Source organism: Citrobacter freundii complex sp. CFNIH2, from assembly GCF_002880615.1.
GTDB lineage: Bacteria > Pseudomonadota > Gammaproteobacteria > Enterobacterales > Enterobacteriaceae > Citrobacter_A > Citrobacter_A amalonaticus_F.
This window is the reverse complement of sequence record NZ_CP025757.1, coordinates 4,281,542-4,300,667: the sequence shown is the minus strand read 5'-3', so window position 1 is coordinate 4,300,667 and position 19,126 is coordinate 4,281,542. Positions and strand designations below refer to the sequence as shown.

The 19,126-nt window shown below is 55.6% G+C and carries 14 protein-coding genes; 6 read left to right on the top strand and 8 right to left on the bottom strand.

Annotation, left to right across the window (positions count from 1 at the left end):
- Positions 1 to 45: 45 nt before the first annotated feature.
- The 3 genes from argH to argC all read right to left on the bottom strand — a co-directional run bounded on the left by argH (position 46) and on the right by argC (position 3,319).
- A complete protein-coding gene (argH, locus tag WM46_RS21005) occupies positions 46 to 1,419 on the bottom strand; it encodes an argininosuccinate lyase (protein ID WP_102603228.1) in 1,374 nt (457 codons plus the stop codon).
- Positions 1,420 to 1,530: 111 nt separating this feature from the next.
- Positions 1,531 to 2,307, bottom strand: coding sequence for an acetylglutamate kinase (gene argB, locus WM46_RS21000; RefSeq protein ID WP_086512777.1), 777 nt, complete (start codon positions 2,305 to 2,307; stop codon positions 1,531 to 1,533).
- 7 nt (positions 2,308 to 2,314) lie between these two features.
- On the bottom strand, positions 2,315 to 3,319 hold the full coding sequence (gene argC, locus WM46_RS20995) for an N-acetyl-gamma-glutamyl-phosphate reductase (RefSeq protein ID WP_102603227.1): 1,005 nt from the start codon (positions 3,317 to 3,319) through the stop codon (positions 2,315 to 2,317).
- An 88-nt stretch (positions 3,320 to 3,407) separates the two neighbouring features.
- On the opposite strand from argC, the gene argE reads away from it, so the two are divergent.
- The 4 genes from argE (at position 3,408) to WM46_RS20975 (ending at position 10,460) form a co-directional block, all read left to right on the top strand.
- Positions 3,408 to 4,559, top strand: a complete 1,152-nt coding sequence (gene argE / locus WM46_RS20990; protein ID WP_061075646.1) for an acetylornithine deacetylase — start codon at positions 3,408 to 3,410, stop codon at positions 4,557 to 4,559.
- A gap of 372 nt (positions 4,560 to 4,931) precedes the next feature.
- On the top strand, positions 4,932 to 7,583 hold the full coding sequence (ppc, locus tag WM46_RS20985) for a phosphoenolpyruvate carboxylase (RefSeq protein WP_102603226.1): 2,652 nt from the start codon (positions 4,932 to 4,934) through the stop codon (positions 7,581 to 7,583).
- A 204-nt stretch (positions 7,584 to 7,787) separates the two neighbouring features.
- Entirely contained in the window at positions 7,788 to 9,521 is a 1,734-nt protein-coding gene (locus tag WM46_RS20980; RefSeq protein ID WP_102603225.1) for a phosphoethanolamine transferase CptA, read from the top strand.
- Between the two features lie 87 nt (positions 9,522 to 9,608).
- Positions 9,609 to 10,460 (top strand): helix-turn-helix transcriptional regulator, encoded by an 852-nt coding sequence (locus tag WM46_RS20975; RefSeq protein WP_102603224.1) that lies wholly within the window; start codon positions 9,609 to 9,611, stop codon positions 10,458 to 10,460.
- Here WM46_RS20975 and WM46_RS20970 read toward each other — a convergent pair.
- The 5 genes from WM46_RS20970 to WM46_RS20950 form a co-directional block, all read right to left on the bottom strand.
- Complete coding sequence (locus WM46_RS20970) at positions 10,447 to 10,803, bottom strand: PTS fructose-like transporter subunit IIB (RefSeq protein WP_061075650.1); 357 nt, start codon at positions 10,801 to 10,803, stop codon at positions 10,447 to 10,449. The two genes, WM46_RS20975 and WM46_RS20970, sit on opposite strands and share 14 nt — an antisense overlap.
- A 1-nt stretch (position 10,804) precedes the next feature.
- A complete protein-coding gene (locus WM46_RS20965; protein WP_102603223.1) occupies positions 10,805 to 11,683 on the bottom strand; it encodes a [formate-C-acetyltransferase]-activating enzyme in 879 nt (292 codons plus the stop codon).
- Positions 11,649 to 13,946 (bottom strand): formate C-acetyltransferase, encoded by a 2,298-nt coding sequence (locus tag WM46_RS20960; RefSeq protein WP_102603222.1) that lies wholly within the window; start codon positions 13,944 to 13,946, stop codon positions 11,649 to 11,651. The genes WM46_RS20965 and WM46_RS20960 overlap by 35 nt, the downstream gene beginning before the upstream one ends.
- Before the next feature lie 102 nt (positions 13,947 to 14,048).
- On the bottom strand, positions 14,049 to 14,369 hold the full coding sequence (locus WM46_RS20955; RefSeq protein WP_102603221.1) for a PTS fructose-like transporter subunit IIB: 321 nt from the start codon (positions 14,367 to 14,369) through the stop codon (positions 14,049 to 14,051).
- Positions 14,370 to 14,384: 15 nt separating this feature from the next.
- The gene (locus WM46_RS20950; RefSeq protein ID WP_061075654.1) at positions 14,385 to 15,464 is read right to left on the bottom strand and encodes a PTS fructose transporter subunit EIIC; all 1,080 of its coding nucleotides are present in this window, start codon (positions 15,462 to 15,464) and stop codon (positions 14,385 to 14,387) included.
- A gap of 308 nt (positions 15,465 to 15,772) precedes the next feature.
- Between WM46_RS20950 and ptsP the strand changes: the two genes are divergently transcribed.
- Positions 15,773 to 18,274, top strand: coding sequence for a phosphoenolpyruvate--protein phosphotransferase (gene ptsP / locus WM46_RS20945; RefSeq protein WP_102603220.1), 2,502 nt, complete (start codon positions 15,773 to 15,775; stop codon positions 18,272 to 18,274).
- Positions 18,275 to 18,285: 11 nt separating this feature from the next.
- Positions 18,286 to 18,948 (top strand): fructose-6-phosphate aldolase, encoded by a 663-nt coding sequence (fsa, locus tag WM46_RS20940; RefSeq protein ID WP_102603219.1) that lies wholly within the window; start codon positions 18,286 to 18,288, stop codon positions 18,946 to 18,948.
- Positions 18,949 to 19,126: the final 178 nt, after the last annotated feature.

Genomic DNA, 19,126 nt, shown 5'->3' with positions numbered 1-19,126 from the left:
AAAAAAGCCTGGCATCTCGCCAGGCCTGGTAAGACAGAATAACCGTTATGCCAGACGCGCCTTCGCGTAGCTGATCGCTTGTGCGACCTGCTGAGGAGATACCCCGCCCTTCGCCGCACGTTTATCCAGACACGACTGCAGGGAGAGGATCGGGTACACGTCATCGCCGATGACGCTACTGAATTTCTGCAGATCGGCGAGCGGCAGGTCTTCCAGCGGTTTCCCCTGACGAATCGCCTCAACGACCGTTTCACCCACGATATGGTGCGCTTCACGGAACGGGACGCCTTTCGCGACCAGATAATCCGCCAGTTCGGTGGCGTTAGCGTAACCCTGCTGTGCCGCTTCCTGGCAACGCGGACGTTTCACCTGAATGCCGTCCAGCACCAGCGCAGCCATATGCAGACAGTCCAGCCAGGTGTCGAGCGCGTCGAACAAACCTTCTTTGTCTTCCTGCATATCTTTGTTATACGCCAGCGGTAGCCCCTTCAGCGTCATCATCATGCCGGTCAACGCGCCCTGAACACGGCCACATTTACCGCGAATCAACTCCAGCGCATCCGGGTTTTTCTTCTGCGGCATCAATGAAGAACCGGAGGTCACGCGATCGGAAAGCTCAACAAAGCCCGCTTCGCCAGTGTTAAAGAAAATCAGGTCTTCGGCAAAACGCGACAGGTGTACCATACCGATAGAGGCGTCAGACAGCAGTTCCAGCACGTGGTCACGATCGGAGACGCTGTCCAGACTGTTACGTGTGGCCGAGGCAAAGCCCAGCCAACCCGCCAGCTGTTCACGATCGATTTCATACGCGGTCCCGGCCAGGGCGCCGCAGCCTAATGGGCTAACGTCCAGACGCTTTAACGCATCCTGCAGACGGCTTTCATCGCGCGCCAGCATTTCGACATACGCCAGACACCAGTGCGCAAACGTCACCGGCTGCGCGCGCTGCAGGTGGGTATACCCCGGCATCACCGCATCCTGGTTATTTTCCGCCGTCTCGACCAGTGCGCTCTGCAACTGGCGATTCGCGGTAAGCAGTTCGGTCACCGTCTCTTTGCACCACAGTTTCAAATCGGTAGCGACCTGGTCATTACGGCTACGCCCGGTATGCAGCTTTTTACCTAACTGACCGACTTTGTCGATCAGTTTTCCTTCCACCCAGCTATGAATATCTTCGGCATCGCTCTGAAGGATTTGCTGCGGATCCAGACGCACTTCTTCCAGCAGGTTATTCAGCGCCTCTTCCAATTGCAGCTGTTCATCGGCAGTCAGTACACCAACCGTTACCAACGCTTTGGACCAGGCCACAGAGCCAACAATATCCTGCTCCGCCAGACGGTAATCAAAACGCAACGAATCGTTGAACTGTTTGAACCGCTGATCTGCTGCCTGAGTAAAACGCCCACCCCAAAGTGCCATAACATGCTTCCTTAATTTCTTGAATTGCCGGATGGCGCTGCGCTAATCCGGCCTACAGGTTGTGTTCACGTAGGCCGGATAGGGCGAAGCCGCCATCCGGCACATTAATAGTTAAGCCAGAATACGCGTACCAATCGGCGTACCGTTGAACAGCGCCGGGAGCTGCTCGGCATGACGCCAGGAGGCGATATCCACCGGACGACCCAGCGTGCGTGCGGCATCCAGCGCAGCATTCACCTTCACAATCATGCCATCGGTAATAATGCCCTGGTCGATCAGCTGTTCCGCTTTCGCGGCGGTCATTTCAGCAATGCGCTGACCTTTACCGTCGAGAATACCACTCACGTCGGAGAGCAGGATCAGATCCGCGCCCAGCGTCGCCGCCAGCGCCGTCGCCGCCTGGTCCGCGTTCACGTTCATCAACTGCCCTTCTTCCGTCACCCCAATCGAGCTGACGACCGGCAGAAAACCATTTTCCAGCAGCGTGTTAATCAGCGTAGGCGAACCCGGCTGCGCCAGTCCAACATGACCAAGCTCTTCATCGAGCTGGGTCACTTTTACGCTATCGCCATCGCCAAGATACAGACCTACGGAGGCGATGTGGTGTTTTTTCGCCCAGGCCAGCAGCGTTTTGTTCGCCGTTCCCGCCAGCGCGCCGGTGATGATGTCGATCTGGTCAGCAGGCGTCACACGCAGGCCGTTTTTCTTTTTCACCGGCAGGTTGAGCCCTTTCATCAACTCATCGACGACACAACCGCCGCCATGGACAATGACCAGCGGACGCTGATGCGACTCACGATAGTTCACCAGCGCGGTAAAAAGACGCTCCAGCGCCTCTTCGCTATCCAGTAATACGCCACCCAGCTTGATAATTAATGGACTCATCATTGCACCCTTAAATAAGAGACTGCGTTTCAGCAAAGCCGAAACGGATATTGGCGCACTGCACTGCCTGTGCGGCGGCGCCTTTCAACAAATTATCTTCGGTTGCCACTACAATCAAATGTTCACCCTGCACGGCAAAACCAATATCGCAGAACGGCAACCCAACAACATTCTTCAGCGCCGGAACGCCTTTGTCATACAGACGCACCAGCGGTTTATCCGCATACGCCTGCTGTAAAACCTGTGCGACCTGCGCAGCGGTCACGCCCGGCTGCAGCCGACAAGCGATCGTTTCCAGGATCCCGCGCGGGAAATTGCCCAGATGCGGGGTGAAAATCACGTCCGTCCCCAGATGGGTGGCGATCTCCGGCTGATGACGATGGGTAAACACACCATACGGTTGCAGGCTCACTTCGCAGAAGCTGTTAGACAACGCCGCTTTACGTCCCGCTCCGCTCACTCCGCTGGTCGCATTAATCACTGGCCATTGCGCCAAATCCAGCAGTCCGGCATCAATCAGGGGTTTCAAAGAAAGTTGCGCCGCCGTGGGATAACACCCGGGCACCGCAATCAGATTCGCCTCTTTCAGTTTGTCGGCGCTCCACTCCGCCAGACCGTAAACCGCTTGTTCAAGCAGGTCAGGATGCTGATGGGTGAAGCCATAGTATTTTTCATAAAACCCGGCATCGTTCACACGAAAGGCACCGGAAAGGTCGAAGACCACGCAACCCGCAGCCAAAAATTGCGGCGCCAGGTCATGGCTGACTTCGTGGGCGGTGGCTAGAAACACCACATCCACGCCATCGGTAAACTCGCTGATATCGGACATCGGCTGCAACGGCAGATCGACAATGCCTTTAAGCTGTGGATGCAAATCAGAAATTAACTTTCCCGCATCATTGCTTTGCGCTGAGACGGTCAAAGCGGTTATGGTCATATGAGGGTGGCGATTCACGTAGCTTACAAGCTCTGCGCCCGCATAACCGCTAGCGCCTACAATCAGCGTATTCAACATCAGGTTCCTTTATGCTCAACGTTAATGTATTTTTATGCACATTTATTGCATGAATATTGATACTATCACGACCTAAGGTGTGTCAACAATGAAAATGAACTTACCGCCATTTATCGAGATCTACCGCGCGCTGATTGCCACGCCGTCCATCAGCGCTACCGAAGAAGCGCTGGATCAGAGCAATGAGTCTTTAATCAATCTGCTGGCGGGTTGGTTCAGCGATCTCGGTTTCAACGTTGAGATTCAACCGGTCCCGGGAACCCGCAATAAATTCAATCTGCTGGCCAGTACCGGACAAGGAGCAGGCGGCTTACTGCTCACGGGTCATACCGACACCGTACCGTTTGACGATGGGCGCTGGACGCGCGATCCCTTCACCCTCACCGAACATGACAATAAGCTCTATGGTCTGGGTACCGCAGATATGAAGGGCTTCTTCGCTTTTATTCTCGACGCGCTTCGCGACGTCGATGTGACACAACTGAAAAAACCGCTCTACATCCTGGCGACGGCAGATGAAGAGACCAGTATGGCGGGGGCGCGTTACTTCTCGGAAAACGCGTCAATTCGTCCTGATTGCGCGATCATCGGTGAGCCCACGTCGCTACAGCCGATTCGCGCTCACAAAGGTCATATCTCGACGGCAGTACGGGTGATGGGCCAGTCCGGTCACTCCAGCGATCCGGCGCGCGGCGTGAACGCCATCGAACTGATGCATGACGCGATTGGCCGCATTATGCAACTGCGCGACACCCTGAAAGAGCGTTATCACTACGATGCTTTCACCGTGCCGTACCCCACCCTGAATCTGGGCAGTCTGCACGGTGGCGATGCATCGAACCGAATTTGCGCCTGCTGTGAACTGCATATGGATATCCGCCCGCTGCCGGGAATGACGCTGGGCGATCTGGATGGCCTGCTGACGGAGGCTCTGGCGCCGGTAAGCGAGCGCTGGCCGGGTCGGCTGACCGTTTCCGAACTCCATCCGCCTATCCCTGGCTACGAATGTCCGCCGGACCACCAGCTTGTCGAGGTGGTGGAGAAACTGCTGGGCGAAAAAACCGATGTGGTGAACTACTGCACCGAAGCGCCGTTTATTCAGACCCTGTGTCCGACGCTGGTGTTGGGACCGGGTTCAATCAATCAGGCGCACCAGCCCGACGAGTATCTCGAGACGCGTTTTATTAAGCCAACCCGGGAATTAATTACTCAGGTTGTGCACCACTTCTGCTGGCACTGATCGAACTGCCCGCTTTCCCGGCCTACCTCCGATTGTAGGCCGGATACGCGCAGCGTCATCCGGCAATGCATTTTCACATTCCTATAAGCATTTCTTATCTGGCAGGATGTGAATTAACTTTCGTAAATTAGCCGCCATTTATTCGTTTGCTGAACCGATTTCGCCGCAATTGACGTCACGGATTTTACGTGGCTTTATAAAAGACGACTAATAAACAAAGTCCGAAAGATTCCGTGTCACAGCAAGGCGGCAAACGAGCCCATCCCTGAGAGCTTACATAAGTAAGTGACCTGGGTGGGCGAGCGCAGCCAACGCCGCTGTGGCGCGAAAGATACAGGACTCATAGATTAAAGATGGGGTGTCTGGGTTAATATGAACGAACAATATTCCGCGTTGCGTAGTAATGTCAGTATGCTCGGCAAAGTGCTGGGAGAAACCATCAAGGATGCGCTGGGAGAGAACATTCTTGATCGCGTAGAAACAATCCGTAAGCTGTCTAAATCCTCACGCGCTGGCAATGAAGCTCATCGCCAGGAGTTGCTCACCACGTTACAAAATCTGTCGAATGACGAGCTGCTGCCGGTCGCACGCGCGTTTAGCCAGTTCCTGAACCTGGCCAACACCGCCGAGCAATATCACAGCAGTTCGCCAAAAGGCGAAGGCGCTAGCAACCCGGAAGTGATTGCCCGCACCCTGCGTAAACTGAAAAGCCAGCCGGACCTGAACGACGCCATCATCAAAAAAGCGGTGGAGTCGTTGTCTCTGGAACTGGTGCTGACCGCACATCCGACGGAAATTACCCGTCGCACGCTGATCCACAAAATGGGCGAAATCAACGCCTGTCTGAAACAGCTCGATAACAAAGATATCGTTGAATACGAACGCCACCAGCTGATGCGCCGTCTGCGCCAGCTGATTGCACAGTCCTGGCACACCGACGAAATTCGTAAGCTGCGCCCGAGTCCGGTTGATGAAGCCAAATGGGGCTTCGCGGTGGTCGAGAACAGCCTGTGGCAGGGCGTACCGAACTATTTACGCGAACTGAACGAACAGCTGGAAGATAATCTGGGCTACCAGTTACCCGTTGATTTCGTTCCCGTACGTTTCACCTCATGGATGGGCGGCGACCGTGACGGCAACCCGAATGTGACCGCGGATATCACTCGCCACGTTCTGCTGCTGAGCCGCTGGAAAGCGACCGACCTGTTCCTGAAAGATATTCATGTTCTGGTTTCCGAGCTGTCGATGGTCGATGCCACGCCGGAGCTGTTAGCGATGGTCGGCGAAGAAGGCGCATCAGAGCCTTATCGCTATCTGATGAAAAACCTGCGCGCGCGCCTGATGGCAACTCAGGCCTGGCTGGAAGCGCGTCTGAAAGGCGAGAAGCTGCCGAAACCGGCAGGTCTGCTGACGCAAAACGAACAGCTGTGGGAGCCGCTGTACGCCTGCTACCGGTCGCTGCAAGCCTGCGGTATGGGTATTATCGCCAACGGTGAACTGCTCGACACCCTCCGTCGCGTGAAATGTTTTGGCGTCCCGCTGGTGCGTATTGATATCCGCCAGGAAAGTACCCGCCACACCGAAGCGCTGGGTGAACTGACCCGCTACCTCGGCATTGGGGATTACGAAAGCTGGTCAGAAGCGGACAAACAGGCCTTCCTGATCCGTGAGCTGAACTCCAAACGCCCGCTGCTACCGCGCAACTGGGAGCCGAGTAATGATACTCGTGAAGTGCTCGACACCTGTAAAGTCATCGCCGAAGCGCCGAAAGGTTCCATTGCCGCCTACGTCATCTCAATGGCAAAAACGCCGTCTGACGTGCTGGCCGTGCATCTGCTGTTGAAAGAAGCCGGAATTGGCTTTGCCATGCCGGTGGCCCCGCTGTTTGAAACCCTCGACGACCTGAACAACGCCGACGATGTCATGACCCAACTGCTGAACATCGACTGGTATCGCGGTCTGATTCAGGGCAAACAGATGGTGATGATTGGCTATTCCGACTCGGCAAAAGATGCCGGGGTAATGGCGGCCTCCTGGGCGCAGTATCAGGCGCAGGATGCGTTGATCAAAACCTGCGAGAAAGCCGGTATCGAACTGACGCTTTTCCATGGTCGCGGCGGTTCCATCGGTCGCGGGGGCGCACCGGCCCATGCCGCTCTGCTTTCACAACCACCGGGCAGCCTGAAAGGCGGTCTGCGCGTGACCGAACAGGGCGAGATGATCCGTTTCAAATACGGTCTACCGGAAGTCACCGTCAGCAGCCTGTCGCTGTACACCAGCGCCATTCTGGAAGCGAACCTGCTGCCGCCGCCGGAGCCGAAAGACGACTGGCGCCATATCATGGACGAACTTTCGGTCATCTCCTGTGACTTGTACCGTGGCTACGTGCGTGAAAATAAAGACTTTGTCCCGTACTTCCGCTCCGCAACGCCGGAACAGGAACTGGGCAAACTGCCGCTCGGCTCGCGTCCGGCGAAACGTCGCCCGACCGGTGGTGTGGAATCTCTGCGCGCCATTCCGTGGATCTTCGCCTGGACGCAAAACCGCCTGATGCTACCCGCCTGGCTGGGAGCCGGTACCGCGCTGCAGAAAGTGGTTGAAGATGGTAAGCAGAGCGAACTGGAAGCGATGTGCCGCGACTGGCCGTTCTTCTCCACGCGACTCGGCATGCTGGAAATGGTGTTCTCGAAAGCGGACCTGTGGCTGGCGGAATACTACGATCATCGCCTGGTCGCGAAAGAGCTGTGGCCGCTGGGCAAAGAGCTGCGCGAACTGCTGGAAGAGGACATCAAAGTGGTGCTGGCGATTGCCAACGATTCGCATCTGATGGCCGATCTCCCGTGGATTGCCGAGTCTATCCAGTTACGTAATATCTACACCGACCCGCTGAACGTCCTGCAGGCTGAGCTGTTACACCGCTCACGACTGACGGAACAACAGGGCAAAGAGCCCGATCCTCGCGTTGAACAAGCGCTGATGGTCACCATCGCCGGCGTAGCAGCAGGTATGCGTAATACCGGCTAATTTTACCCTCTCCCCCCTCGCGTGCTATTGCGCGCGAGGGGGCTGAAATATTTCTGTCATAACCCCCGCACATTCACTATATTTCTGTCTGTTTTTTCCGCCGTGAGATTTTTCAGAGCAACGTGCGCCTTTGCGCCTGTGCTTCAGATTCTCTTAAGGTTTAGTCGCTACGTTTGGCACCACGTTTAAAGACAGGCTGACAATATGCAATCCACAACCCTCCAGTCTACGCCATCATTTAGCTGGAAAGCCCTTGGCTGGGCGCTTCTTTATTTTTGGTTTTTCTCCACCTTATTACAGGCCATTATTTTAATTACGGGTTTCAGCGGTACCAACGGACTGCGTGACTCGTTGCTTTACAGTTCCCTTTGGCTGATCCCGATTTTCCTGTTCCCGAGTCGGACCCGCATTATTGCTGCGGTGGTGGGGATCGTGTTGTGGGCTACGTCGCTGGCCACGCTCTGCTATTTTGTCATCTACGGACAAGAGTTTTCGCAAAGCGTCCTGTTTGTGATGTTTGAGACCAACGCCAACGAAGCCAGCGAATATCTGAGCCAATACTTCAGCCTGAAGATTATTGCCATTGCGCTGGCTTATACCGTTGTCGCCGTGTTTCTCTGGACACGACTGCGCCCGGTCTATATCCCCGGACGCTGGCGTTGGCTCGTCTCTTTTGCGTTGCTGTATGGGTTGATCCTGAACCCGTTTGTGGTTCGTTCTGCGTTTGGCGACTCCCCGTATGAGAAGACGCTAAGCGGTCTCTCCTCGCGTATGGAGCCGGCGGCGCCATGGCAGTTTGTCATTGGTTACTACCAGTATCAGCGCCAGTTGACCTCACTCAACAACTTGCTAAGTCAGAACCACGCTCTGCCTCCGCTGAGCAATTTTAAAGATACGTCCGGCGACGCGCCGCGCACGCTGGTGTTGGTGATTGGCGAATCCACCCAACGTGGCCGCATGAGTCTGTATGGTTATCCGCGTGAAACCACGCCGGAACTGGACGCCTTGCATCAGTCAGATCCGAATCTGACCGTGTTTAATAACGTCGTGACCTCACGCCCTTACACGATCGAAATCTTGCAACAGGCGCTGACCTTCGCGAACGAGAAGAACCCGGACCTGTATCTGACAAAACCGTCGCTGATGAACATGATGAAACAGGCGGGGTATAAGACCTACTGGATCACAAACCAGCAGACGATGACCGCCCGTAACACCATGCTGACGGTTTTCTCTAAGCAGACCGACGAGCAGTTCTATATGAACCAGCAGCGGACGCAAAGCGCGCGCGAATATGACACTAATGTGCTGACGCCATTTAAGAAAATCATGGCTGACCCGGCACCGAAAAAGTTCATCATCGTGCATTTGCTGGGCACGCACATTAAGTACAAATTCCGTTACCCGGAAGACCAGGGCAAGTTTGACGGCAGTACCGACCATGTCCCGCCAGGCCTGAGCGCAGAAGAGCTGGAATCGTATAACGATTACGACAACGCCAACCTGTATAACGACAAAGTCGTCGCGAGCCTGATTAAGGATTATAAAGCGACTGATCCGAACGGCTTCCTGCTCTATTTCTCCGACCACGGTGAAGAGGTGTATGACACCCCGCCGCATAAAACGCAGGGTCGTAACGAGGACAACCCGACGCGCCACATGTATACCGTGCCGTTCCTGTTGTGGACGTCCGAGAAATGGCAGGCCGCGCATCCGCGTGATTTATCACAGGATGTGAATCGTAAGTACAGCAGCTCGGAACTGATCCACACCTGGTCCGACTTAGCCGGTCTGACCTACGACGGTTTCGATCCGACGCGTTCCATCACCAGCCCGCAGTTCAAAGAAACCACGCGCTGGATTGGTAACCCGTACAAGAAAAATGCGCTGATTGATTACGACACTCTGCCGTATGGCGATCAGGTCGGAAATCAGTAAGTCATTCAGCAGGCCACGCTTTTTAGGGTGGCCTTTTTTCCCCCTGGCGGTTACTGTTTCCCTGTCTGCGCAACGCAAGGGATCATCATGTATCAAGACGTCAGCCATCTTCTATCCCGCCTGATTCATGGCCCCGCGCCGCTGCGCCAGATTTTCTTTGCCAGTACGCTCACCCCCATCCCGGAGCTGGCGTATCAGGTCGATTTTCCCCGTCTGGAAATCGTGCTGGAAGGTGAACTGTCCGACGCCAGCCTTACCGACACGCTCACCCCGTGTGATGTCCTTTATGTGCCCGCTGGCGGCTGGAATCTTCCGCAGTGGCAGGTGCCGGTCATCACGCTCAGTATTCTGTTCGGCAAACAACAGCTGGGATTCAGCGTGGTGCAATGGGATGGAAAGACGTACCAGAATCTGGTCAAACAACACGTGGCGCGTCGCGGCCCGCGTATTGGCTCCTTTCTGTTGCAGACGCTCAATGAAATGCAGATGCAACCACAAGAGCAGCAAACGGCGCGGTTGATTGTCGCCAGTCTGCTCAGCCACTGTCGCGACCTGCTCGGCAGCCAGATCCAAACCGCCTCACGCAGCCAGGCGCTGTTTGAGGCTATCCGTGACTACATTGACGAGCGTTACGCCTCACCGCTCACCCGGGAATCGGTGGCGCAGGCGTTCTATATCTCGCCAAACTATCTCTCGCATCTGTTTCAAAAAACAGGGGCTGTTGGCTTTAACGAATACCTGAACCATACGCGACTGGAACACGCAAAAACCTTGTTGAAAGGCTACGACTTAAAAGTGAAAGAAGTCGCGCACACCTGCGGATTTGTGGACAGTAACTACTTTTGCCGCCTGTTTCGTAAAAATACCGAACGCTCGCCGTCAGAATATCGTCGTCAGTATCACAGCCAGCTAACGGAAAAGCAGATTACTCCAGAATAAGATGGGTATATTGCGGAGCGGAAAGCAACTTACGCACAGCGCTCATCACACGCTGCGGTTCGCGTAGAAAGGCGTTAATCCCGGACTGAACATAACGGCATTGGGTAAAACGCTCCGCGCCCGCCAGTTCGATATCGGTAATCAGCAACACGGCATCCGCCCGACGGATATCCTCTTCGGTTAAGTGATTTTCCGTACCGAGCGCCCCCTGCGTTTCAATCTTGATGGTCCACTTTTCCTGCTGGCACAACTTCTCCAGCCGTTCAGCCGCCATGTAGGTATGGGCCACACCGCTTACGCAGGCCGTCACCGCGACCAGAAATCGCCCTGTTGAAACGGACATATTAACCTCCTGTTGTGACCTGAAAGCCCGCGTTCTCCGCCATCTCACGCATTTGGGCAATAACCTGTTCCGTTGGCGCAGGAACATCCTTCATTACCCATTGCTGCCCAAGCAACCGATATTTCGGTTCACCATACAGATGAAACGGTAGCAGGTGCAGTTGCTTTATACCAAGCGATAACAGCAACGTCAGCGCGCGCTGCATATTCTCATGCGTGAGCGTGTAGCCGGGGATCAGCGGCAAACGGGGGATCACGTTTACGCCCTCCGCCACCAGCATTCGCAAATTCGCCACCACACGCGGCATATTTATCGCCACAATCTCACGGGCCCGTTCAGGCTCCATGATCTTTAAATCGAACAGCACTTCATCACACGCTTTCGCCAGCGGAAGCAGCCGACGGGCGGGGGCATCGCCTGCCGTTTCAATTGCACAATGCACACCCCAGCGCCGCAGCCGTTGTAAGAACCGGGTGGCAAAACCTGCCTGCATCAGCACTTCGCCACCCGATAGCGTCACCCCGCCGCCAGAGGTGCGAAAGAAAACGTCATCTTTCATCACCTCGCGTTCCAGTTCATCCAGGGTGACATCGCGGCCAATCCGCTCAAACGCTCCGGAAGGACACTCGTCGGCATCACGCAGACACGGCGTACAGTGCAGGCATTTGCTTTCCCGTCGCACCGTTTCAATTCGTGGCGAGATCGATTCCGGATTGGCGCACCACGGGCAGGTGTGCGGGCAGCCTTTAAAAAAGACCACCGTGCGGATCCCCTGACCGTCATTCAGCGAATACCGTTGAATATTGAAGATGCGCGCGACCTCCTCGCCGCACGACTCCACAACCTCACAACTGATGCGCGGTGCGGCGAATGATGTCATCCTGAATCTCCTTCGACAACTCGACAAAGAAGGCGCTATACCCTGCCACGCGTACCACCAGCCCGGCGAAATCCTGGGGTCGCAACTGCGCTTCCCGCAGCGTTTCGGCATTTACCACGTTAAACTGAATATGCTGCAGTTTGAGCTGGGTAAAGGCACGCAAGAAATCACACAGCTTGCGTAATCCTGTCTCTCCTTCCAGCGTGGCGGGCGTGAACTTCACGTTCAGCAATGTCCCGTTAGACAACAGCGTGTTATCCAGTTTACTGACCGATTTCAACACCGCCGTCGGTCCCTGCATATCCTGCCCAAGCATCGGCGACAGACCGCCATCCGCCAGCTGTTCTCCGGACAAACGGCCATCCGGCGTCGCCCCGACCACTGCTCCCAACGGCACATGCGCGGAAACGGTATACGAGCCCGGTGTAAACTGACCGCCACGCGGATTCTGATATTTCTCCACCTCTTTACAGTAATAACGCAGCAGTTCAGCGCTGATGTTATCCACCTCATCAATGTCATTACCGTATTTCTGGAAACGGTTGATCAGCCTGGCGCGGATCTTTTCCCCTTCCGGCGTGGCAAAGTTAGCCTTTAACACCGCAAGAAGTTCGTCAAAACGGAGGCGCTGCTGATCAAACACCAGTCCATTCAGCGCATGCAGAGAATCACTGAGGTTGGCAATGCCAATACCCTGCACACCAGAGAAATTATAGCGCGCGCCACCGTCGGTGATGTCACATCCCTTCTCCAGACAATCACTGATAAACGAAGAGAGCAACGGCACCGGCGCCCAGTCGCGATGACCGATATCGCAAATATTGCTGCCTTCGACCATCAGCGTGATGTAGTGGCTGATTTTGGCGCGAATATGCGCCAGCAGACCGTCCCAGGTCAGCTCGCGATTACCTTCATTCTCGTACAGGCTAATTTCCATGACCTTCAACAGGTTGAACATGGCGATATCATGCAGGCCGTAGGTTCTGCCCGGAATCGACAACTCCACGCATCCCACGACCGCATAATCACGCGCATCTTCCAGTGAGACACCCCGGTTGAGGAATGCCGGGATCACCACTTCGTCATTAAAGATCTGCGGAATACCGGTTCCCAGACGGATAGTCTCGGCGGTCTTCATCAGAAACGGCGTATCAATCAGCGCGTTGGTGCGGACACCCAGATTCGGCTGGGGTAACTGCACGCTCTGATAGGCATCCAGACAGAGGAATGAAAGCACGTTGACCGCACTGCGGCCATTCTCCGTCAGGCCACCAAGTAGCGCGGTATAGCCGGTCGGGAAGCCAGCGAAATAACGCGCGCTGCTGGTCGAACGCAGAAGCACGATGTCGTTGCATTTCACCCACAGCGATTCGAGCAACTCTTTCAGGAATGCGGGATCGTCTCCCTGCGTCAGCGACGCCTGATAAAACGGCAGCATGTACTGATCGAAACGGCCCAGCGACAGCGAGCTGGCGTTGGATTCGTACTGCAGAATGATGTTCATGTACCAGAACAGCTGGCACGCCTGCCAGAAGGTGTACGGCTTATGCTGCACGTTATGCCGCGAGTTGGCGGCGATAGTCAGCAACTCCTGGCGACGAGTGGCGTCCGGGCAACGTTCAGCCATCTCTTCCGCCAGTACGGCATAGCGCAGAATATGGCGCTGCGATGCTTCCAGCAGCAACAGCGCCGCCTGATAAAAGGCGTTATCCGGCTCCTGCTGGCAGTGCGTGCGCATCTGCGTCACCAGTTCACCCAGTCCGAGATTCAGCAGGCGCGGATAATCAATGATGATATGCCCCTGTCCCTTATCCGTCTGGTTGATGCTAAAAATCTGGGTACTGACGGCGGCCTTGACCTCATCCGTCATCTGACCGTTGATGAAATCCTTCATCGAGCGTTTTTCCCAGTAAGGGAACAGCACATCACGATAGAGACGTTTATCGTCTTCGCTGATGTCGAAACGGTCCTGGGGACGGGTCGGGAACTGATCCAGCTCTTTGAGCAGCCAGTACGGGTCCATCTCCGGCGACATAATGCCCGCACGCGGTTTAACGGTACGGTTGCCGGCAATCAGTTCCTCATCACGAATCGAAATCGCGACATGCTCGAGGATATACGCGGTCGCTTTAGCCCGACGTAAAATGACCGGCTCCCCTTCCGTCTGCTGATGACTGGCGGTATACAGCATTGCACGCTCAAGCGAAATTTCCCTGCTGTTCTGAAAGAGTGCCGCTTTTAAGCGGTGGATGCGGTTAATCATGAGGAACTCCTGTGGGCATGAATGCCTGATGGCGCTACGCTTATCAGGCCTACAGATTCGTAGGCCGGATAAGGCAACGCCGCCATCCGGCAAACAAAACGGTTACGCTGTCTGCACCAGATGCGCGCCAATCTTATTCATGATCGCGTCGGCACGTTTTACCGCATCGCTGATGTTGACGCGTACGATAGTCTTGCCTGCAAAACGCTCCTCAAATTTGATCCCGATATCCTTGGTCAGAATGACGATATCGGCCTGCGCCACGTCAGCGGGTGTCAGTTCATTTTCCAGACCAATCGAGCCCTGCGTCTCCACTTTCACTTCCCAGCCTTTCGCTTTGGCTGCACTTTCCAGCGCTTCAGCAGCCATATAGGTATGTGCAACTCCTGAAGGACATGCGGTTACTGCAATAATTTTCGTCATGACGCCACTCCTCACTTAATTAATTTCAAAATCTAAATCCAGATCGTCTTCTTTCTCGTCGGTCTGAGAGACATTCTTCCGCGCCAGACTTTTCAGCACGTTCACACAGACAGCCGTAACCACCGCACCCACCGCCACCGCGACGACATAGCCCAGTTTGCCTTCAACCACTGGTAGAACAATCAGTCCACCCCAGCCGGCGTAACACTGAGCGCCGAACAATGCCGCCGTGACCGCACCACAGGCTGAACCCAGCATGATGGAAGGAATGACGCGCAGAGGATCAGCAGCAGCGAAAGGAATCGCCCCTTCAGTAACGCCCACACACCCCATCACCAGCGCCGCTTTACCGGCTTCGCGCTCCTCAGAAGAGAAGTTTTTACGCCCCACCAGCGTCGCCAGGCCTAAGCCCAGCGGCGGTACGCAGATCCCGACAGCCGCAATGGCCACCACGGTGTAAACCCCTTGCGCTACGCAAATCAGCATGAAGGCGTAGGCCACTTTGTTGATCGGTCCGCCCATGTCAAAGGCCAGCATCAGCCCCATAATCACTGCCAACATCACGATGCTGCCCTGCTGCATGCCTTGCAGCCACTGGGTCAGACTGGCGGTCAGCGCGCCAACGGGTTCGCCCAGTCCCCACATCATGATGCCCGCCGTAATAAAGGTCCCGACGATAGGAATCACGAAGATGGGCATCACAGAACGCAACACCTTATGGACCGGAATCTTTTTCAGATAGTGCACGACAATACCGCCGATAATCCCGGCAATCAGTGCCCCGAAGAACCCGGCGCCGAAGCTGTTGCCTACCCAGGCGCCAATCGCACACGGCGCCAGCGCAGAGCGTTCCGCAATGGAATAACCAATGTACGCCGCCAGGAAAGGCACCATCAGCGTCAGCCCGGCCACGCCGATGTCAAACAGCTTTTTGAGATTCGGATCGGTCGCGGCATCGGGCACCGCGCCTTTGCCATACAGCATGACGGAGACCGCCAGTAATATGCCGCCTGCGACCACAAAGGGGATCATATGCGACACCCCCGTCATCAGATGCTGACGGGTATTTTTCAGGATTTGTACCAACTCATTCATAAGTCGCTCCCGGGCAGGTGTTTGCCCATGTCCATAACGTTGTTGTGGCAAACAATAGGCAATCCACAAGGTCGCAGACAGTGGATAAAAAGGCCATTTACTGGATTTTTGTAATGTCAGTACAAAAATGCGATCCGCTTCATAAGTTGAGGGATAAGAGAATTCACGGACACCGAGAGGACTTGTGAACTGTCTCCCACTTTTCGCCTTACATTACATTTGTCCAGTTTTTGGCAGAATTGTCACATGGCAGCGAACAAGCAAGGCCTTTTATGCTGTAGGCAGAAAACTGTTATGGGAGAGAGGCAATGGCCCTGATTGTGGAATTTACCTGTGAGCTGCCCAATGGCGTCCATGCACGTCCGGCAAGCCATGTTGAAACCCTGTGTAACACCTTTACTTCACACATTGAGTGGCACAACCTGCGAACCGATCGTAAGGGCAACGCCAAGAGCGCGCTGGCGTTGATTGGCACGGATACGCTGGCTGGCGACCACTGCCAGTTGCTGATTACGGGAGCGGATGAAGCTGATGCCCATCAGCGCCTGAGCCAGTGGCTGCGCGACGAGTTCCCCCACTGCGATGCCCCGCTGGCAGAAGTCAGCAACAGCGAATTAGAACCGCTACCGGCTTCACTGACTCACCTGAATCCGCAGCTTTTCCGCGCCCGTAGCGTTTGCACTGGCAGCGCGGGCGGCATCCTGACGCTTCTCTCTTCGCTGGATCTCAACGCGCTCGGCGAACTCCCTGTGGCAGCCGATGTGGAAAGCGAGCAGTCGGCGCTGGATCGCGGCTTAACGCTGCTGGTGAAAAACATTGCGTTTCGTTTGCTCGACAGCGACGGCGCCACCAGCGCGATTCTGGAAGCCCACCGCTCGCTGGCAGGCGATACCTCCTTGCGTCAGCATTTGCTGGCTGGCGTTTCTCGCGGCTTAAGCTGCGCGCAGGCGATTGTCGACAGCGCCAACCATTTCTGCGATGAGTTTGCCCGTTCCAGCAGTCGCTATTTGCAGGAACGCGCGCTGGACGTGCGCGACGTCTGTTTCCAGTTGCTGCAACACATCTACGGTGAAAAACGCTTTCCGGCACCGGGAAAACTGACCCAGCCCACCATTTGTATGGCGGATGAGTTGACGCCCAGCCAGTTCCTGGAACTGGACAAAACGTTCCTCAAAGGGTTGTTGCTGAAAAGCGGCGGTACGACTTCGCACACCGTGATTCTTGCTCGTTCATTCAACATCCCCACCCTGGTCGGCGTCACGATTGACGCCTTAACCCCGTGGCTACAGCAAGAGGTTTATATCGACGGCAATGCAGGGGCGGTGGTGGTCGCACCTGACGAACCGGTCAGCCGCTACTATCAGCAGGAAGCCCGCGTGCACGAGGCGCTGCGCGAGCAACAGCGCGTCTGGCTGACCCAGGAAGCGCGCACGGCCGATGGCATCCGTATGGAAGTTGCCGCCAATATCGCTCACTCCGTGGAAGCGCAGGCGGCATTTGGCAACGGCGCGGAGGCGGTGGGTCTGTTCCGCACCGAAATGCTGTATATGGACCGGGCCAGCGCCCCGGACGAGAACGAGCTGTACAACATTTTCTGCCAGGCGCTGGAGTCCGCACAGGGGCGCAGCATTATTGTGCGTACGATGGATATCGGCGGCGATAAACCCGTTGATTACCTGAATATTCCTGCTGAAGCCAACCCGTTCCTTGGCTATCGTGCCGTACGTATCTATGAAGAGTACGCCGCGCTGTTTACCACTCAGCTCCGGTCTATCCTGCGCGCATCGGCGCACGGCAGCCTGAAAATTATGATCCCGATGATCTCCTCGATGGAAGAGATCCTGTGGGTGAAAGAGAAACTGGCGGAAGCCAAACAGCAGCTTCGTAATGAGCAGATCCCGTTTGATGAGAAGATCCCGCTCGGCATTATGCTGGAAGTCCCGTCAGTGATGTTCATCATCGATCAGTGCTGTGAAGAGATTGATTTCTTTAGTATTGGTAGCAATGATCTGACGCAATACCTGTTGGCCGTTGACCGCGATAACGCCAAAGTCACCCGCCACTACAACAGCCTGAACCCGGCCTTCCTGCGCGCACTGGATTTCGCGGTGCAGGCGGTGCATCGTCAGGGGAAATGGATCGGCCTGTGTGGCGAGCTCGGGGCAAAAGGTTCCGTTCTGCCATTACTGGTCGGGTTGGGGCTGGATGAAATCAGCATGAGCGCCCCCTCCATTCCGGCCGCTAAAGCGCGAATGGCGCAACTCGACAGTCGAGCCTGCCGACAATTGCTGAATCAGGCGATGGCCTGTCGCACGTCGCTGGAAGTGGAACATCTGCTGGCGCAGTTCCGCATGACGCAGCAGGATGCCCCGCTGGTCACCGCTCAATGCATCACCCTCGACAGTGACTGGCGCAGCAAAGAAGAGGTGATCAAAGGGATGACCGACAATCTGCTGCTCGCCAGCCGCTGCCGTTACCCCCGCAAACTGGAAGCCGATCTGTGGGCGCGTGAGGCCGTATTCTCTACCGGGCTGGGATTCAGCTTCGCCATCCCGCACAGCAAATCTGAACATATTGAGCAGTCCACTATCAGCGTGGCACGCCTGAAAGCGCCTGTCCGCTGGGGAGATGATGAGGCGCAGTTCATCATCATGCTCACGCTCAACAAACACGCTGCGGGGGACCAGCACATGCGTATCTTCTCGCGCCTGGCCCGTCGCATTATGCACGAAGAATTTCGCAATGCGCTGGTGAATGCCGCGTCTGCCGACGCGATTGCCAGCCTGCTGCAACATGAGCTTGAACTTTAAGAGGAAGCAAAATGGAACTGTATCTGGATAGCGCCAATGTGGCGGAAGTCGAACGTCTGGCCCGCATCTTCCCTATCGCCGGGGTGACGACCAACCCGAGTATTGTCGCGGCAAGCAAAGAATCCATCTGGGATGTTCTGCCACGTCTGCAAAAGGTGATTGGCGAAAACGGCGTTCTGTTTGCCCAGACCATGAGCCGCGATGCGCAAGGAATGGTGAACGAAGCTAAACGTCTGAACAATGCCGTTCCGGGAATTGTGGTGAAAATCCCGGTAACCTCTGAAGGACTGGTCGCCATCAAGCAGTTGAAAAAAGAGGGCATAGTCACTCTGGGCACCGCCGTGTACAGCGCCTCTCAGGGACTGCTTGCCGCGCTGGCGGGGGCGAAATATGTCGCGCCTTACGTCAACCGCGTAGATGCCCAGGGCGGGGACGGTATCCGCACAGTTCAGGAATTACAGACGCTACTGGAACGTCATGCACCAAAAAGCAAAGTGCTGGCCGCCAGTTTTAAAACGCCACGCCAGGCGCTGGATTGTCTGTTGGCGGGCTGTGAAGCAATCACCCTTCCTTTAGATGTAGCGCAACAAATGCTCGATACCCCTGCGGTACAGTCAGCTGTTGAGAAGTTTGAACAAGACTGGAAAAACGCATTCGGAAGCATTCATTTTTAGGCTAAATAATTCACGCGGCAGGAAGACGGCGACGCAGCGAATCCCAGGAGTTTACACCAGTAAGTGACTGGGGTGAGCGACAAATCTGTCAGGAACAGATTTGAACGTCGCGGAGCGGCGGCCCGTAAGGGCAAGTCTCATGGATGAGACGAGTAACTCAGAAGCCAACGCATCTGCA

What these genes read in the sequence shown, in the direction of transcription:
- WM46_RS20970 (WP_061075650.1), bottom strand. Translation starts at nt 10,803, where the DNA reads ATGTCCGTTTCAACAGGGCGATTTCTGGTCGCGGTGACGGCCTGCGTA.
- WM46_RS20965 (WP_102603223.1), bottom strand. Translation starts at nt 11,683, where the DNA reads ATGACATCATTCGCCGCACCGCGCATCAGTTGTGAGGTTGTGGAGTCG.
- ppc (WP_102603226.1), top strand. Translation starts at nt 4,932, where the DNA reads ATGAACGAACAATATTCCGCGTTGCGTAGTAATGTCAGTATGCTCGGC.
- fsa (WP_102603219.1), top strand. Translation starts at nt 18,286, where the DNA reads ATGGAACTGTATCTGGATAGCGCCAATGTGGCGGAAGTCGAACGTCTG.
- WM46_RS20950 (WP_061075654.1), bottom strand. Translation starts at nt 15,464, where the DNA reads ATGAATGAGTTGGTACAAATCCTGAAAAATACCCGTCAGCATCTGATG.
- argC (WP_102603227.1), bottom strand. Translation starts at nt 3,319, where the DNA reads ATGTTGAATACGCTGATTGTAGGCGCTAGCGGTTATGCGGGCGCAGAG.
- ptsP (WP_102603220.1), top strand. Translation starts at nt 15,773, where the DNA reads ATGGCCCTGATTGTGGAATTTACCTGTGAGCTGCCCAATGGCGTCCAT.
- argE (WP_061075646.1), top strand. Translation starts at nt 3,408, where the DNA reads ATGAAAATGAACTTACCGCCATTTATCGAGATCTACCGCGCGCTGATT.
- WM46_RS20975 (WP_102603224.1), top strand. Translation starts at nt 9,609, where the DNA reads ATGTATCAAGACGTCAGCCATCTTCTATCCCGCCTGATTCATGGCCCC.
- WM46_RS20980 (WP_102603225.1), top strand. Translation starts at nt 7,788, where the DNA reads ATGCAATCCACAACCCTCCAGTCTACGCCATCATTTAGCTGGAAAGCC.
- argH (WP_102603228.1), bottom strand. Translation starts at nt 1,419, where the DNA reads ATGGCACTTTGGGGTGGGCGTTTTACTCAGGCAGCAGATCAGCGGTTC.
- WM46_RS20960 (WP_102603222.1), bottom strand. Translation starts at nt 13,946, where the DNA reads ATGATTAACCGCATCCACCGCTTAAAAGCGGCACTCTTTCAGAACAGC.
- WM46_RS20955 (WP_102603221.1), bottom strand. Translation starts at nt 14,369, where the DNA reads ATGACGAAAATTATTGCAGTAACCGCATGTCCTTCAGGAGTTGCACAT.
- argB (WP_086512777.1), bottom strand. Translation starts at nt 2,307, where the DNA reads ATGATGAGTCCATTAATTATCAAGCTGGGTGGCGTATTACTGGATAGC.